The organism is Arthrobacter sp. 2MCAF14 (genome assembly GCF_052115645.1).
GTDB lineage: Bacteria > Actinomycetota > Actinomycetes > Actinomycetales > Micrococcaceae > Arthrobacter.
Genome location: NZ_JBFRHB010000031.1, coordinates 15753 through 30634 on the forward strand (window position 1 = coordinate 15753; position 14882 = coordinate 30634).

Genomic DNA, 14882 nt, shown 5'->3' on the forward strand with positions numbered 1-14882 from the left:
TATCTTCTCAGATCGGCTTCGCCAGCGAACGTAGATCAGGTGCTGGCCTGCGGTACGACGTTGCGCCCGAACCCGAAGGCGCCCTCAACGGTGCACTGCTGTGCGGCGAACCGGGCAGCATGCTTCATGGCGCCATGAATCGCCGACCCGGCGGGGCGGACGGAGCGTCGCCACCCGGAGGTCAACATGGACACGACGAATGCGGCCAGGTAGGCGTCACCGCAGCCCATCGTGTCCACGAGCGTGCCGGTGACCGGCACCGCGTTGGAATGGTAGAAACTCTCCCCGTCAAAGAGCACTGCCCCGTCCTCGCCGAGGGTTCCAAGCACCAGGCCAGCACCGTGCCCAAAGAACCTGCGGAGCTCCGACCACACATGGTGCTGAGGCATTCCACTGCACGAGACCAGCGCAAGATCAACTGAAGGGCACACCTGGGCGAGGTACTCATCCGTCCGATAACCGGCCTCAGTTGAGAAATCGAAGGAGACCAGGGCCTTGGACTTGCGCAACGCCGGCAGCTCGCTCTCCACTGCCGAATACACGCTCGAATGCACATGGTCAAAAGCGTGGATGTAGTCGAGGCCTTGAAGGCGGACGGGGTCACTCACGGTGACCCCGCCGCCATTCCAGCGCATGAAGCGCCGGTCGCCCTGGACAGTTTCGATCTCAGTGAGGCCGTTTGGGCCTGGGCGCACCTGGCAAAGAGCGGTATCCACGCCTGCTGCTTCGATGCAGGATCGCACGAATGTCCCTGCGTCGTCATCACCAAACACGCCAAGGTAGGCCGATTCGGCACCGAGGCGCCGGGCATAAACCGCGAAGTTCACGCAGTTGCCGCCTGGATATTCCACACCCCTGTCCACGAAGCGGTCCACGATATTGTCACCGAAACCGAGAACTCGCACGTTCCCTCCCCACTTATTCAGAGCCCTCGAGTCAAGCCTGCGAGAGCCGTCCGAGACGACTGATCGGTTAGTACTCCACCACGCGGTAGTAGCGCCGCAGGTCCAGCGAGTGGTCACGTGCCCGGGCCAGGTGCTTGCTGAACCGGTCAACGACCGTGTCCGCGACGATCGGCGACAGCAAGCCTCTGAATTCCTCGCTGATGCCCGGGAGGGCGTAAGCGCGTGTATCGATGACCGTGACATCGTTGCTGTATTGCTCGGCAAATGCTTTCACCCGGTCCATCAGGGGACGAGTTTCGTCCTCACCGACGAAGAGGAGCAGGCTGGTGTCCTTCTCAATAAGTTCGAGCGAACCGTGGAAGAACTCGGCTGCATGGACTCGCGTGGTGCGCAGCCACTGCATCTCCTCGAGTATGCACATCGAGTAGAGGTAGGTGAACCCCCACAGATTCCCTGAACCTACCAGGAAGTGGTAGTCGGTGTCGGCGTGGGCTTCGGCGAAAGCCTGGCCGACACCGTCAGCACTCTTGGCGACTTCAACCAGGGCAGCGGGCAGAGACTTCAGCTCGATGGCGAGTTTCTCATAGCCGGCGAATTCGCCCCGCGCCGAGAGGAAGGCCGCCGAGAACAGCAGGAGCTGCACATCAAAAGGCCACGCTTTCGGCTCGGAAACCAAGGCAACGTCAACGCCTGCCGCAAAAGGACTCTCCGGGTAACCGGTAAGGCCGACGGTCAGCGCACCCTTCCCGCGGGCGAACTCGATCACCTCGATGATGTCCTCCGTGGTCCCGGAGACGGAGGCGAAGATCGCTACTGACTTCCCCCCAAATCCGGGGTCCGGGGAGAGCATGAACTCCTTGCCTATCACCGCGCGCGCAGGGAAAGCGGAGCGCGTCTGGAAGAACCGCTCATATTGAAGCACCGCGGCGTAGGTGCCACCGGCCCCGATGAAGTAGATGTTCTCATACCCCTCGGCCTGGATTCTTTCCACCAGGTCCTCGATCTGCGGACGCAGTGCCACAGTACTGCTCGCCTTGTTGAAAAACTCGTCTTCGTTGAAGTCCAGCATTCTTTCCCTCTCGGCATTGTGATACCGATTGATACCGGTACCAATTGAGTCTCAAGTCTGACACAAAGTGGGCGGAGGCGGCAAGGGGGTCAACCGGAGCAGCGCGAAGCCGTCACTCACCGATTGTCGGGAGCCGGCGGGCGGAATGCGATGGGGCGTGAGGCGGCGCGGCTCCTATAGGTGAGCGAGCGTTGGCGGCGCGGCCGATATACGTGAGCGAGGGTCCATGGATTGGCCCGCATATGTGAGCGAGCGTCCCAGGGGGGAGCCGGGGGCTAGGCCTCCAGGACGTACGTCCTGAGATCGTCGAGGGTCTGCTGCATGTGTGCGTCCATGGCCTCACGGGCACGGGGGGAGTCGCCGGCTTCGAGGGCTTTCAGAATGGCCCGGTGATGTCCGATCGCGTGCCGCTGGATATCGGGGATTTTCGAGGTCTGGGTGCGCCGGGTTTCCAGGACGCGGTGCAGGGGTTCGAAGAGCACGGCGACGAAGACGTTGCCGGAGGCATGGAGGATGACGTCGTGGAAGCCCAGGTCCGCCTCGACGAAGGCGCCCACATCGTTGGAATCGTGGGCCTTCTGCATGGCGGACACATGAACCTGAAGCTGGTCGATTTCTTCGGGGGAGATCCGTGAAGCGGCGAGTTCGCAGGCGCCGGTCTCGAGCATGCGGCGCAGCTCGATGAGTTGGACGGACGCTGCTGCGTCGTTCTTTCCTTCGGAAGCCGCACGCAACACAGCTTCGAGGGATGCCCAGCGGTTCAGAGGGTTGACGAACGTTCCCCGGCCGCGCTCCACGCTGAGGATTCGCTGGGCCTCGAGGGTCTTCATGGCCTCGCGGACGGTCATGCGGCTGACTTCGTGCTTTGCGCTCAACTCGAGTTCGCCGGGAACCACTGTGCCCGGCGGAAATTCGCCCGCGACGATGCGGTCCAGCAGCTCGTCAGCGACGACGCCGACCAGCGACTTGCGTGCCATGGTGCTCCGTTCCTAGATGTCTGACATCTTACGCTGGCGGTTGCCGGCTTTCGTTCCAAAACGCGCCGAGCGCGAGGGCGCAAGCATGTGGTTGCTCCCAATGGACGCTATGCCCGGCGTCGGGGATTGCCACGAGCCTCCGCAGCGGACTGGCTGCCACGAAGGCTTGCGCCTGCTCCGGCGAACGTAGTCGGTCCCCGACGCCGGCAATCACCAGCGTCGGTGCCGTCACCTTTTCGGGGACGTCCGCAGCCACCCCGGCCATCGCCGCGAGGCCGCTGGGGCCGAGGACCTCGAAAGGCAGTTCAAATCCTCGGCTCAACAAGCGATGGTCCTCCGGGGACAACGCCCCGAACCAGGCCTTCATGCACTTGGCGCGCGTCGCGTCGTCAATGAAGCCTTGCCGTAGTTGGGACTCGAGCATCGATCTGAAGACTTCGTTCGGCGGAGCCGGGACCATGCCGATCAAGGCCACGCTCGCCACTAGCTCCGGATTCGCGGCCGCTAACGTCAGCGCCACGCTGCCGCCCATTGAGTGGCCCGCAATGTGGACCGGCGACGCGTTCCGGGCAGCAACGGCAGCGACGGAATCGGCCGCTGATTCCAGGGTCCACTGGAAGTCCGGAGGCAATACATCCCCGCCGTGATACCCGGGCAAATCGACGATCCAGACGGTCCGCCCGCCGTCGAGCAATTCGGTGGCGAGTGGCTCCCAATAGGCGGATGTGGAGGCCCAGCCGTGCAGCAAGAGGACGGGAGGCTGGGACGGAATGTCCGTGCTAGCGGCGGCCGTTGGAAGGCGCATGTCCACGTGTAGTGCCGCGACGGCGGGAGGCTCTTGAAGCATGCGCCAAGCATAGTGACGACTGACACTTGCACAGCCGAAAGAGGGTGTGTCACACTAGCATTCAAATATTATATGTCTGACATCTTACATTTACTTTCGAAACCACGATGGAGTGCATAGTGACCCTTGAAGCCGATGTTCTGGCCGCCTTCCCGGCTGAAGTCCAGATCCCCGCTCAGCTGGTTGCCGACGCCGTAGCGGCGTCTTCCGCAGCCTCGCCTCGCGTCCTGGTAGTCCTCGACGACGACCCAACAGGCACCCAATCAGTGGCCAACCTGCCGGTACTCACCCGCTGGGAGGTTGTCGATTTCGAATGGGCGTTCGCTCACATTGCGGAAAGCCGGTCCCAACCCGCGGTCTACGTGCTGACCAACACACGCAGCCTGGACCCGGTTGAGGCCGCTGCCCGCAACGAGGAAATCGTGCGCAACGCCCTTGCCGCAGCGGGCGACGATGTGCGCTTGGGGTTCGTCAGCCGCTCCGACTCCACCCTCCGCGGCCACTACCCGCTGGAACCGGACGTCATTGCAGCCACGATTGCCGACGTGACCGGCGAAGCGACAGACGGCGTCGTGATGGTCCCGGCGTTTCCCGACGCCGGTCGCGTCACCATCGGCGGCGTGCACTACATGCGCGGTACCGGGCACGACGCCGGCAAGCTCACCCCGGTTGCCGAGACCGAGTTCGCCAAGGATGCGAGCTTCGGCTTCGCCAATTCCGAGCTGGCCAAATATGTAGACGAGAAGTCGCAGGGCCGCTTCCCGGCCAGCGACGTGATCGTCCTCGACCTGAACATTATCCGCGCCGGCGCCTCGGCACAGGACCCTTCAATTTCCGCCAAGGCCATCGCCGACGCCATCGAACCTGCCACGAACTCCACGCCCATCGTCGTGGACATCGTCACCGAGAACGATTTCCGCGCGCTGGCCCTTGGACTGGAAGAAGCCGAACGCCGCGGCAAGAAGCTGCTCTACCGCGTGGGCCCGCCCTTCGTCCGCGGCCGCATCGGCCAGGAAATCCGCGAGGCACTTAGCGGCGAGGAGGCCTACGAAGGCAACACTCCCTCGACAGCCGGTGGCTTGATCGTCGTTGGCTCGCACGTCGGCCTCACCACGCGCCAGCTCAACGTCCTGACCGCCCAGCACAGCGCTGCCCGCATCATCGAGATCGACGTCGAGAAGCTTCTCGCTAGCGGCGCGGAGGCCTACCTCGACGAAATGGTCGCCGCCGTCGTCGACGCCCTCCACAACGGAGACGTCATCGTCCACACGAGCCGCCTGCTCATCAAGTCCGACGACGCCGCGGCGAGCCTGAAGATTGCCCGCACCGTCTCTGCCGCCGTCGTCGCGATCGTGAACCGGACGCTCAAGACCTTCCCGCCGCGCTTCGTCATCGCCAAGGGCGGCATCACGTCCTCGGACGTGGCGGCGCACGGCCTGGAAATCCGCCACGCGATCGTCCGAGGCCCCATGCTGCCCGGCATCGTCTCGCTGTGGGAGCCGGTGGACGGACCTGCGAAGGGCATTCCGTACATCGTCTTCGCCGGCAACGTGGGTGACGACGAATCCCTGGCGCAAGTCACGCGCAAGCTCAGCAACACTTTCTAACCAAATTCAATGGAGAACACCATGACCAGCAACTACACCGTCGCCGTCCTCGGCCTGGGCGCCATGGGCCTGCCGATGGCCACCCGCCTGGCAACCCAGCTCACCGTCCACGGCTTCGACATCGCCGAACCGCGGCTGAAGCTCGCTGCCGACGCCGGGATCCGCACCTTCGCTTCGGCGCGTGAAGCCTCCGAAGGCGCCGACGCCCTGCTCCTTGCCGTGCGCAACGGCGAACAGCTCGACGAGGTCCTCTTCGGCGAGAACGGTGTTGCCTCGGTACTCAAGGCGGGCGCCGTCGTGATCCTCGGCAGCACGGTCGGTACCGAAGCCATTCCAGCCACCGTGGCGCGCCTGGCCGAGTACGGCGTCGAACTCGTGGACGCACCCCTTTCCGGAGGCCCCAAGCGTGCCGGCGAAGGCGATCTTCTGATCGTGGTGGGCGCGACGCCGGCTGCCCAGGAAAAGGCCCGACCCGCCCTGGAACTGCTGGCCTCCACGCTAAGCATCGTGGGCGACAAGCCCGGCGACGGCCAGGCACTCAAGACTGTCAACCAGCTGCTGTGCGGCGTGCACATCGCCGCTGCCGCCGAGGCCATGGCACTCGCGGACGCCCTCGGACTCGACCAGGCGAAGACCCTCGCGGCCCTGGAGGCAGGTGCCGCCGGCTCGTTCATGCTGTCCAACCGCGGCCCCCGCATCCTCGAGGCATACAACGAGGAAGGCGCCGAGGTCCTGAGCCGTTTGGACATCTTCGTCAAGGACATGGGCATCGTCGGCAAGGCCACGCGCGCCGCCGGCCTGGCCGCACCGGTTGCCGCCGCTGCCGAACAGCTCTACCTCCTCGGCCAGGCCCAGGGCCTCGCCGCCGCCGACGACTCCGCCGTCATCAAGGTCGTCGCGCCCACCAGGCGTACCAACTAACCCCTCGCACAACGTGCGACGACGGCGGTCCCCCCTCCGCCGTCGTCGCCTCTCTTGCCGGCCTCGAGTCGAGGCCGGCTCTGTCAAAGGAGACACCCCCGATGAATCCCCTCATCAATACCTTGGCGGTCCGGGCAGCTGATGCCCCTGCCATCAAGCCGGCCGTGGACCTTGGGACCCCGCTGCTGCTGACCATCGCCGTTGCCGGCGTCGCACTCTTGCTGCTGATGATCATCCGCTTCAAGATCCAGGCCTTCGTGGCATTGCTGGCCGTGAGCATCCTGGTTGCCGTCGCCGCGCAGATCCCCTTGGCGGACGTCTTCACTGTTGTGGCCAACGGCGTGGGCGGAACCATGGGCAAGGTCGCACTGCTGATTGCCCTCGGCGCCGTGCTGGGCCGGATGATCGAAGTGTCCGGTGGCGTACAGTCGCTTGCCAACCACTTCACAGCGAAGCTCGGTGCCAAGCGAGTCGCCGTGGCGCTAACCGCCGTCGGCTTCCTCGTTGCGATCCCGGTGTTCTTCGAAGTGGGCGTCATCGTCCTGGTGCCGATCGTCTACGCGTTCGCGAAGATCGCCAAGCTGCACCCCATCAAGTTCGGCCTTCCCATGGCCGGCATCATGCTCTCCATCCACGTCGCGGTTCCTCCCCACCCGGGCATTGTTGCCGGGGCAGGCGTCATGGGTGCCGACATCGGACTCATCGCGATGATTTCACTGATTATCTGCGTACCGCTGGGTTTCCTGTCCTACTGGGTCGCCAGCATCATGAACCGCAAGGACTACGAACTGCTTCCGGGTGTCCGTGACCAGATTGAAGAATTCGGCTCCGATTCCCTCGTGCGGGTGGGCCACGACGGTCCCGGTGCCAGCGCAGTCGCCCCGCCGCGTCCGGGCCTGATCATGTTCCTCATCGCTGCCCCGATCGTCCAGATCCTGCTCGGCACGGCCGGTACCCTCCTGATCAACAAGAAGGACTACTGGTACGGGGTCGCATCTTTCCTGGGCAACCCGTTCTTCGCCTTGCTGGTGGCCGTTGCGTTCGCATTCTTCCTGCTGGCAGTCCGCCGCCAGTGGTCGCTCAAGGAAACCGGCGAGATCTTCGAAGGCGCGTTGCCTCCCATCGCATCGATCCTGATGGTTGTAGCTGCCGGCGGCGTGTTCGGCGGCGTCCTGCAGGTCTCCGGCATCGGCGCGGCACTGTCCCAGACGCTGGATTCCCTGGGCGTGCCGATCATCCTGCTCGGCTTCATCATCTCCCTGGCATTGCGTGCCGCGCAGGGTTCGGCCACGGTTGCGATCGTCACCACCACAGGCCTCCTCTCGGCTGCCGTCGCCCACGGCGGCTACACCCCTGCGCAGATCGCCGTCATCGTGATCGCGATCGGCTTCGGCGGCCTGGGTCTGTCCCACGTGACCGACGCCGGCTTCTGGGTGGTGGTGCGCTACTACGGCCTCACGGTGTCCGACGGGCTCAAGACCTGGACCGTGCTCACGACCATCCTGGGCATCGCCGGCTTCCTGCTCAGCTATGTCGCCTGGATCCTGGTGGGAGGCCTGGCCCACTGATGCGTGCACGCCTTGACGATCTTGTAGGGTCCGCACTGGAGCGAGGGGCAGCGGTCCCGGCCTTCACCTGCTACGACTTCACCACTGCGCTGGCCGTGGTGGCAGCAGCTGAGGAGTCAGGCCGCGGGATCATCCTGCTGGTCGCGCCGAAAACGGCCGGCACTCTGAGCGGACTGCGGCTGATTACGGCGCTGCGCGCCCTGGCCGACGGCGCCAGCGTGCCGGTCTCGGTTGAGCTGGACCATGCCTCGGAGCTGGCTGTCATTCGTGATTCGGTGGCGGCCGGCGCCGACGCCGTCCTGGCCGACGGTTCGTCCCTCCCGTTCGAGGAGAACATCGCCCTGGTCCGCTCGGTACGTGAGGTCTTGGGCGCCCAAGGCGCCTCCGACGTCGTCATTGAAGCGGAACTCGGCGGGCTGGCTGGCGACGAGGACAAGGCTTTCGGTGCCTCGGCGGGCGTCCATCCTGCAGGCCTGACGGATCCTGGCCAGGTGCAGGACTTCGTCTCCCGGACCGGCGCCGATCTTTTGGCCGTAGCCGTGGGGAATGCGCATGGCCGTTACACCGGCGAGCCCAAGCTGCACTGGGACGTGCTGGAGGACATTTCCTCGCGCACGGAGCTTCCGCTCGTGCTCCATGGCGCGTCGGGTATCCCGGCGGCGGACCTCGTCAAGGCCACATCCATGCGCGTGGGAAAGGTCAACTTCAACACCGAGCTCCGCACCGGCATTCTTGCCACACTCGAGGCCGAGACCACCGCGCACCGGGCCGACGGCGAGAACCTCCAGGGGCTGCTGGGGCGCTGGAGTTCCTCCGCCTCGACATTCGCCGGAGCAACACTGGACATGCTCAGTAGCTAGGCGCGGCTCGCGGGGCGGCCGCGACGCAGGAGGCTACGATCAGCACATGATCGTAGCCTCCCTGATTTTCGCCGTCGTTGCCGGCTTGTTGCACGTCTACATCTTCAGCATGGAGTCCATCACCTGGACCCGCCCGGCCACGTGGAAGCGCTTCAGCGTCGCTTCCCAGTCCGACGCCGAAACCACCAAGCCCCTGGCGTACAACCAGGGTTTCTACAACCTCTTCCTTGCGGTCGGGGCGGTCGCCGGGGTCGTCGTTGTCGCGCTTGGTCATCCGCAGGTGGGCTGGACCCTCGTCTTCAGTTCGTGCGGCTCCATGCTGCTGGCGGCAATCGTGCTTGCCTTGAGCGGCAAAAAGTACCTCCGCCCCGCGGTTTTTCAGGGCACGACGCCGCTACTCGCCGTCGTGCTCGGCATCCTGGCCGTGGCGCTCGGCTAAAGCGGAACCCTCGCTCACGTATGTGCCGTCCAAGCCCGTCGCTCGCTCACTTATGCGGGCTTTTGGCGTGACGCTAGCTCACCCGTCAAAACCCTGAACCCCAGTTCCGGATTGAAGCCGTGGATTTCCCGCGTGTCCAGTGCCGCCATGAAGGCCAGGATTTCCTCGGTGATCACCTGCCCGGGAACCAGGACCGGGAAGCCCGGCGGGTAGGGGGTGACGAAGGAGGCAGACACCATTTCCTCGCCCGCGGTGACCCTTCGCGCAAGTTCGGCCGCAGTGAAGTATTCGCAGGATCCGGCCTTGTAGCTCTCGAAGTAGGCCGCGCGCATGTTGCCGTCGGGCGTGTCCGCGTCCTTGCGGAATCGTTCGGCGAAGCGGCTGAAGTCCGGCAAGGGCGGCGGCGTGCTGGTCAGCGCCGCGACACGCGCACAGCGGGCCCGCTGGCCCAGGCCACTTAGGCCGGAACGCTCGTCTTCAAAGGTCTCGGCCAGCTTGACCAGGACCTCGACGAGGTAGGCAACGGCACTCCGCGAGGTGCCGATGTTGGTCATGAAGAGAACGCTGTTCCTTGACGTCTTGTTGACCTGGATCCCGTACTTGTCCATCAGGTAGTCGTGCTTGAAGGTATCGCCGTCCACGCCGGTGAGGCCGATGTGCAGGGTCAAACGGCTCGGATCAACAACGAATTCGTCCCGCTCCCAGGCTTCCGACATGGCCGCCAGCCCGTCGCGGAGCGGCATCTGCCGGCTCGTTTCGCGATACTGCGCAGGGATGAGGTCCGTGGTGCCGAGGACGCGGAAGTACTTCTTCAGCAAGGGATGCCTCGCCACGGCCTGGGCGATGCTGACCGCGAGATCTGCCTGCCGTTGCACGAGTTCGTAGCCTTCGAACTCAACCTGCCGCCGTCCCATGTCCAAGGAAGCCAGGATCTGGTAGTTGGGGGACGTGGAGGTGTGCGTCATGTACGCCTCCCGGAAGCTCTCCTCGTTCAACTGGCCGAAGTCCTGGTCATGGATGTGAATCATGGACCCCTGCCGGAGCGACGTCAGGGTCTTGTGCGTCGACTGCGTTGAGTAGACCCTCAGACGGGCCTTCGCCGGATCGGGCACCAGCCGCGTCTTCAGGATCAGCTCATCGCTGACGTGCCCGACGCCGGAACCCGGGCCGCCGTCGTCGGGCTCGCCGCCCGCTTGGCCGTCCGCCGCCCCGTCCGCTGCCGCAAGCTCCCGCAATTGCTCGGCGTGGCGCCGGGCGTAGGCCGGATCGGCGAAGGACTTTTCGAGTGAACGGGCCGAAGCCATGGCCGTGCGACGGCGGTAGATATGGTGGAATCCCGCGAACGCGAACCAGGCCTCGTCCCACAGGAACACCAGGTCCGGCTTGATGGCGAGACACTCCTCCATCACTCGTTCGACGTCGTACACAATTCCGTCGAAGGTGCAGTTCGTGAGTGCAAGCATCTTGACCTCGTGGAGCCTGCCCGCCCGACGGTAATCCAGCAACATCCGTTTGATGCTTTCCAAGGGAACGGCGCCATAGAAGGAGAAATCGTTCAACGGGTAGGCGTCCAAATATGAAACCTGCGCTCCGGCCAGCATGAGGGCGTAGTGGTGCGATTTGTGGCAGTTCCGGTCGACCAGGACCACATCGCCGGGAGCCAGGATCGACTGGTGCACGATCTTGTTGGCCGTCGACGTTCCGTTGGTGACAAAGAGCGATTTTTGGGCACCGAATGCCCGGGCCGCCAGCTTCTGGGCCTGTTTGAGGGAGCCATGCGGATCCAAGAGCGAATCGAGCCCGCCGGACGTGGCCGAGGTTTCTGCCAGAAGCAGGTTGAGGCCATAGAACTCGCCCAGATCGTTGATCCACTTGGAATGGATCACCGATCCGCCCCTGGACACCGGCAAGGCATGGAAAACACCGGCGGGTTTGCGGCTGTATTGCTGGACCGCGCGGAAGAACGGCGCCTCATATCGTTCCGCGATGCCGGCCAGCAAGGACAAGTGGAGTTCCGGCCCATCCTGGCGGCGGAAAATCCGGCGGAATTGGCGGGTCAAGGAACCGGCGAGTTCTTCGATCCCCACTCCCGCCACCAGGTAGAGATCAAGTTCGGGGCGGAGTTGCCCCAGCTTCTCCGCCAAGCTCAGGATGCGGTCCAAGGGTCGCTCGGGGAGCGACTTCCCCAAGAACCTGTCCAGGAAGCTGCGCACATCCCGGCTCAGGCGTTGCCTGCTGTTGGGGACAAATCCCGGCCGCAGCACACACGCCTGGATGTCGGGGTTGAGCAGGACAGCCACGATGGCGTCCTCGAAGCTTGGCACGAACACGAGCTCGTAGTTGAAGGCGTCCGCGGGGCGCCGCTGGCTGAGCAGCTCCGCTTGAAGGTCCTCACGGTCCACGTTGGAGACGTCATCGATCACGAGGACCTCGAACCGCTTCCGCGCATCGGCGGGTTCTTCAATCCTGTCCGTTTCGCGTTCAGAGTCCGCTGAGGGTTCCTGGGCGTGCTGGTTGTGGCCGGCAACGCGTCGCGCGACCGGTTCGATGAGGCTTAGCGCCTCGGGGTATTCTCCAGCCTCCAGGATTCGCCGCAATTCCATGACATATTGCTGCCCCGGCGACGCCCAATACATTTCGAGGGATTCCAGCAGCGGCAACAACCTTCGGACATCCCGCGGAAGTTCCCGCGGTCGGCGGGCGCCCGCGAGGGGCCGGGCGGCGGCAGAGAGCTGTTTGACGGCGTAGCCAAGGAATTCCCAGGCGTCGGCGCGCACCCGCCAGGCGCTGCTGGGGACCTCGCCGCCGGACCCGGAGTCGTCGTCGGGGTTTGGCCTTGCCGCCAAACCGAGGCCAAGCGATGCGCCGCCGGCAAGGGCAGCCGGAGCGATGGGAATTGGGGCTGACTGCACTGTCGCGAAATCGGCGCGTGCCACGATGACTCCTTTGTCATGGATTGATAGCACTCTCTACTAAACGCCGCGAGCCGTCGCGGCGCACGGCAAATTTCTGGTTGCCGTCTGGGTGTCCAGATGGGATGCGGCCTTTCCGGTCATATGTGAGCGAGCGTTCGGGGATTTGGCGTCATTGGTGAGCGAGCGTCGGAGTGGGCCGGCAGCTACCCTTCACGCCACAGCGGCAAGGGGACGACGCTCCGGCTGCGTCCGGACTCGTCCAACACGTGCCCGAGGCGTTTGTAGTTTCGCACCACGGCTTGCCGGGAGATCACGGCGCTCCGCGGCGCGCGCTCCGCCAGTTCGCGCTCGTGGCCCTGGACCTCCAGGTAGTCGCGGACCCAAAGTGTCACGAGCAGATTCTGGGCACCCAGAACCTGGGCGCTGAGCCTGCAGTTCGGCAGGGCCGCGAAGTAGCGCCCGACGGCGTCAACATGGCGGGCGGGCACGTTGAGGATCAGGCTCACTTCCCTTAGTCCTTGTTGGGCGGAAACGGACGTATCGCACCTCAGCGTCATGTAGCCGGACGCGAGGAACCGCTCCACCCGCCGTCGTGCCGTTTGGGGAGAGACCCCGCAGGCGGCCCCCAGTTCCGCCCAACTGGCCCGCCCGTCCTTCGCCAGTTCCTCCAGGAGGGACGCATCCAGCCGGTCGGGAGAGTAGGCGGTCGGGGCGGGCAGGGGTTCTGCCGACAGGAGCCGGGCCCGCGCCGGTTCCAGGGTGCCGCTGCGCCAGTCGGAGGCCTGCCGGTACAGCTTGGTGACGAAAACGACCTCCCGGTGGGTCACTCCGGGGAGGCCTGCGAACGAGCCGGTGACGATGTCCATGAGCTCTTCGTGGCTGGAGGCGAAGCAGTCCACGAAGAGGTCGTGCGAGCCGGACACCAGCGAAACCGTGCCGAATGCCGGCTCCGCGCACAGCTTTTGGACCAGGGCTTCGTTCTGGCTCGGAAGTGAAGAGAGGCTGATGAACGCCGACCAGCCAGCACTCAGATAGCGCGGACCCGGGGCCGGGGTGATCCACGCCAATCCCTGCTCGGCAAGGGAGCTCCAGCGGCGCGCGACGGTAGGCCCGGACAAACCCAGGACATCCCCAACGCGGCTCCAGTCGGCACGGGGATTGATCTGTAGCGCATTGACGATTTCGAGGTCAATTTCGGAGATCATGGCCGATTCCTTCAAATTTCACGCTTCTCAGAGGATTTCAAACAAATTCCTAGCCAGTGTAGACGGCGGGCCTAGCGTTGTGACTCGCATCACCCCCACTCGCATCCCAACGCCCAGGCAACGACGCCCCCAACACTCAAGGAAGCACATGGCAAGCAAGACAGCACCTCCAGCGACGGCCGCCGTCGCACGCCGGACCATCACCGGAATGATCGTGGCGATGGCCCTGATCGAATCGCTCAGTGGAGTCACCCAGGGTTACCTGAACCCCATCCTCCCCGCCTTGGGGCCGAACTTCTCGATCGATGACCCCACCATCAACGGCATTTTCCTGATCTCAAATGTGAGCTTTGCCGTGCTCACGCCGATCATCTCGCGGCTCGGCGACAGCTACGGCTACAGGCTCGTACTCCGTTGGTCGACCGCGGTCGTCGCGGCCGGCGTCCTCATGATGGCGTTGTGGCCCTCGCTGTGGACGGTGACAATCGGCGTCGTCATGCTCACGTGCGTGGTCGGCTTCATCCCGTTGATGATGGGCATCCTGCGGGTGAGCAGCCCGGCGCAGACCCGCACCGGGGTCAGCGTGATGATCGGAATGCTCATGATCATGGTTGGCGCGGGCGGCCTGTTTGCCGGCATCATCGGCGTCGACGATCCCACTCTCGGGTTCTGGGTTGCGGTGCCGTTCGCGGTTGTGGGGCTGCTTTGCTCCTTCGTTCTGCCCGACGCCGGGACCCCCACCCGTGAGGGACTGGCCTTGGTGCCGCTCCTGGCGTGTTCCCTGGGTTTGATCGGCTTTGTCGTCGCTCTTTCGATGGGACCTGACTGGGGTTGGCTGGATGCCAAGACCCTCGGATCCGGAATCATCGGCCTCGCGCTGTTGGCCTACTGGGTGGTCCTGGACTCCCGCAACGTGAACGGGAAGCGCTTCATGGACCTACGGATGCTTGCCATCCCGCGCATCCGGACGATCTCGCTCGCCACCTTCTTCTTCGGTTTTGCCTCCATCAGCTACTTCGGCACGAACGGGATCTTCCTGTATTCAAACCCGGACAAGACCGGGTACGGCTTCGCGCTCAGCCCGCTCATGATCGCTATTGTCCTGGCTGCCGCATCCGTGCTCTCACTGTTTGCCTCCCTTCTGACCTCGAAGGCTCTCAGCCTGTTCGGCGAACGGGCCACCCTGGTTTTCGCCGGTCTCCTGCTGGCGGGCGGCTTCCTGGTCATGGCAGCTGGGCACGGTTCGCTGGCGGGTTACTGCACCGGATTCGCCATGTTCAACCTGAGCCTTGGCATGTATCAGGCGGGGAGCCGGGCATTGTCCGTGGAGGGCGTTCCGCTCGAGGAAACTTCGACGGCGGCTGGCCTCAACGAACTGGCACTGTCCGTTGGCATCGCGGTGGGCGCCGCCGTCGTGAAGCTCATCTCCTCGTCATCAGTCCAGTCCGGGCACATCAGCGAGGGCGGGCTCCTTTCCATCTGGATTGTCCTGGCGATCGCGGCCCTGATTGCTGCGGCAGCAGCCGCCCGTTACCCGAAGCGCCACCCAGCGGCGACAGCCGCATGAAA

12 protein-coding genes are annotated in these 14882 nt (G+C 64.6%); 6 read left to right on the forward strand and 6 right to left on the reverse strand.

Annotation, left to right across the window (positions count from 1 at the left end):
* Positions 1-35 precede the first annotated feature (35 nt).
* The 4 genes from AB4074_RS18640 to AB4074_RS18655 all read right to left on the reverse strand — a co-directional run bounded on the left by AB4074_RS18640 (position 36) and on the right by AB4074_RS18655 (position 3798).
* Positions 36-905 carry a PfkB family carbohydrate kinase gene (locus AB4074_RS18640; protein WP_441414718.1) on the reverse strand — a complete coding sequence of 290 codons (870 nt, stop codon included), beginning with the start codon at positions 903-905 and terminating at the stop codon, positions 36-38.
* A 67-nt stretch (positions 906-972) separates the two neighbouring features.
* The gene (locus AB4074_RS18645; protein WP_441414719.1) at positions 973-1974 is read right to left on the reverse strand and encodes an SIS domain-containing protein; all 1002 of its coding nucleotides are present in this window, start codon (positions 1972-1974) and stop codon (positions 973-975) included.
* A 275-nt stretch (positions 1975-2249) separates the two neighbouring features.
* Positions 2250-2951, reverse strand: coding sequence for a FadR/GntR family transcriptional regulator (locus AB4074_RS18650; RefSeq protein ID WP_441414720.1), 702 nt, complete (start codon positions 2949-2951; stop codon positions 2250-2252).
* A 28-nt stretch (positions 2952-2979) separates the two neighbouring features.
* Entirely contained in the window at positions 2980-3798 is an 819-nt protein-coding gene (locus AB4074_RS18655) for an alpha/beta fold hydrolase (protein WP_441414721.1), read from the reverse strand.
* Positions 3799-3917: 119 nt separating this feature from the next.
* Between AB4074_RS18655 and AB4074_RS18660 the strand changes: the two genes are divergently transcribed.
* The 5 genes from AB4074_RS18660 to AB4074_RS18680 all read left to right on the forward strand — a co-directional run bounded on the left by AB4074_RS18660 (position 3918) and on the right by AB4074_RS18680 (position 9193).
* On the forward strand, positions 3918-5405 hold the full coding sequence (locus AB4074_RS18660) for a four-carbon acid sugar kinase family protein (protein ID WP_441414722.1): 1488 nt from the start codon (positions 3918-3920) through the stop codon (positions 5403-5405).
* 21 nt (positions 5406-5426) lie between these two features.
* Positions 5427-6326, forward strand: a complete 900-nt coding sequence (locus AB4074_RS18665) for an NAD(P)-dependent oxidoreductase (protein ID WP_441414723.1) — start codon at positions 5427-5429, stop codon at positions 6324-6326.
* A gap of 101 nt (positions 6327-6427) precedes the next feature.
* Positions 6428-7894, forward strand: a complete 1467-nt coding sequence (locus AB4074_RS18670) for a GntP family transporter (protein ID WP_441414724.1) — start codon at positions 6428-6430, stop codon at positions 7892-7894.
* Positions 7894-8754, forward strand: coding sequence for a class II fructose-bisphosphate aldolase (locus tag AB4074_RS18675; RefSeq protein ID WP_441414725.1), 861 nt, complete (start codon positions 7894-7896; stop codon positions 8752-8754). Before AB4074_RS18670 ends, AB4074_RS18675 begins: the two co-directional genes overlap by 1 nt.
* A 46-nt stretch (positions 8755-8800) precedes the next feature.
* A complete protein-coding gene (locus AB4074_RS18680) occupies positions 8801-9193 on the forward strand; it encodes a DUF1304 domain-containing protein (protein ID WP_441414726.1) in 393 nt (130 codons plus the stop codon).
* Between the two features lie 50 nt (positions 9194-9243).
* Here AB4074_RS18680 and AB4074_RS18685 read toward each other — a convergent pair whose 3' ends face one another.
* Positions 9244-12039 (reverse strand): aminotransferase class I/II-fold pyridoxal phosphate-dependent enzyme, encoded by a 2796-nt coding sequence (locus tag AB4074_RS18685; protein ID WP_441414753.1) that lies wholly within the window; start codon positions 12037-12039, stop codon positions 9244-9246.
* Positions 12040-12311: 272 nt separating this feature from the next.
* A complete protein-coding gene (locus AB4074_RS18690; RefSeq protein ID WP_441414727.1) occupies positions 12312-13313 on the reverse strand; it encodes an Lrp/AsnC family transcriptional regulator in 1002 nt (333 codons plus the stop codon).
* 148 nt (positions 13314-13461) lie between these two features.
* On the opposite strand from AB4074_RS18690, the gene AB4074_RS18695 reads away from it, so the two are divergent.
* Positions 13462-14880 (forward strand): hypothetical protein, encoded by a 1419-nt coding sequence (locus AB4074_RS18695; protein ID WP_441414728.1) that lies wholly within the window; start codon positions 13462-13464, stop codon positions 14878-14880.
* Positions 14881-14882: the final 2 nt, after the last annotated feature.

Bases quoted from the DNA above. Each gene is read 5' to 3' on its own strand.
- AB4074_RS18645 (WP_441414719.1), bottom strand. From the start codon at position 1,974: ATGCTGGACTTCAACGAAGACGAGTTTTTCAACAAGGCGAGCAGTACT.
- AB4074_RS18650 (WP_441414720.1), bottom strand. From the start codon at position 2,951: ATGGCACGCAAGTCGCTGGTCGGCGTCGTCGCTGACGAGCTGCTGGAC.
- AB4074_RS18655 (WP_441414721.1), bottom strand. From the start codon at position 3,798: ATGCTTCAAGAGCCTCCCGCCGTCGCGGCACTACACGTGGACATGCGC.
- AB4074_RS18665 (WP_441414723.1), top strand. From the start codon at position 5,427: ATGACCAGCAACTACACCGTCGCCGTCCTCGGCCTGGGCGCCATGGGC.
- AB4074_RS18670 (WP_441414724.1), top strand. From the start codon at position 6,428: ATGAATCCCCTCATCAATACCTTGGCGGTCCGGGCAGCTGATGCCCCT.
- AB4074_RS18675 (WP_441414725.1), top strand. From the start codon at position 7,894: ATGCGTGCACGCCTTGACGATCTTGTAGGGTCCGCACTGGAGCGAGGG.
- AB4074_RS18680 (WP_441414726.1), top strand. From the start codon at position 8,801: ATGATCGTAGCCTCCCTGATTTTCGCCGTCGTTGCCGGCTTGTTGCAC.
- AB4074_RS18690 (WP_441414727.1), bottom strand. From the start codon at position 13,313: ATGATCTCCGAAATTGACCTCGAAATCGTCAATGCGCTACAGATCAAT.
- AB4074_RS18695 (WP_441414728.1), top strand. From the start codon at position 13,462: ATGGCAAGCAAGACAGCACCTCCAGCGACGGCCGCCGTCGCACGCCGG.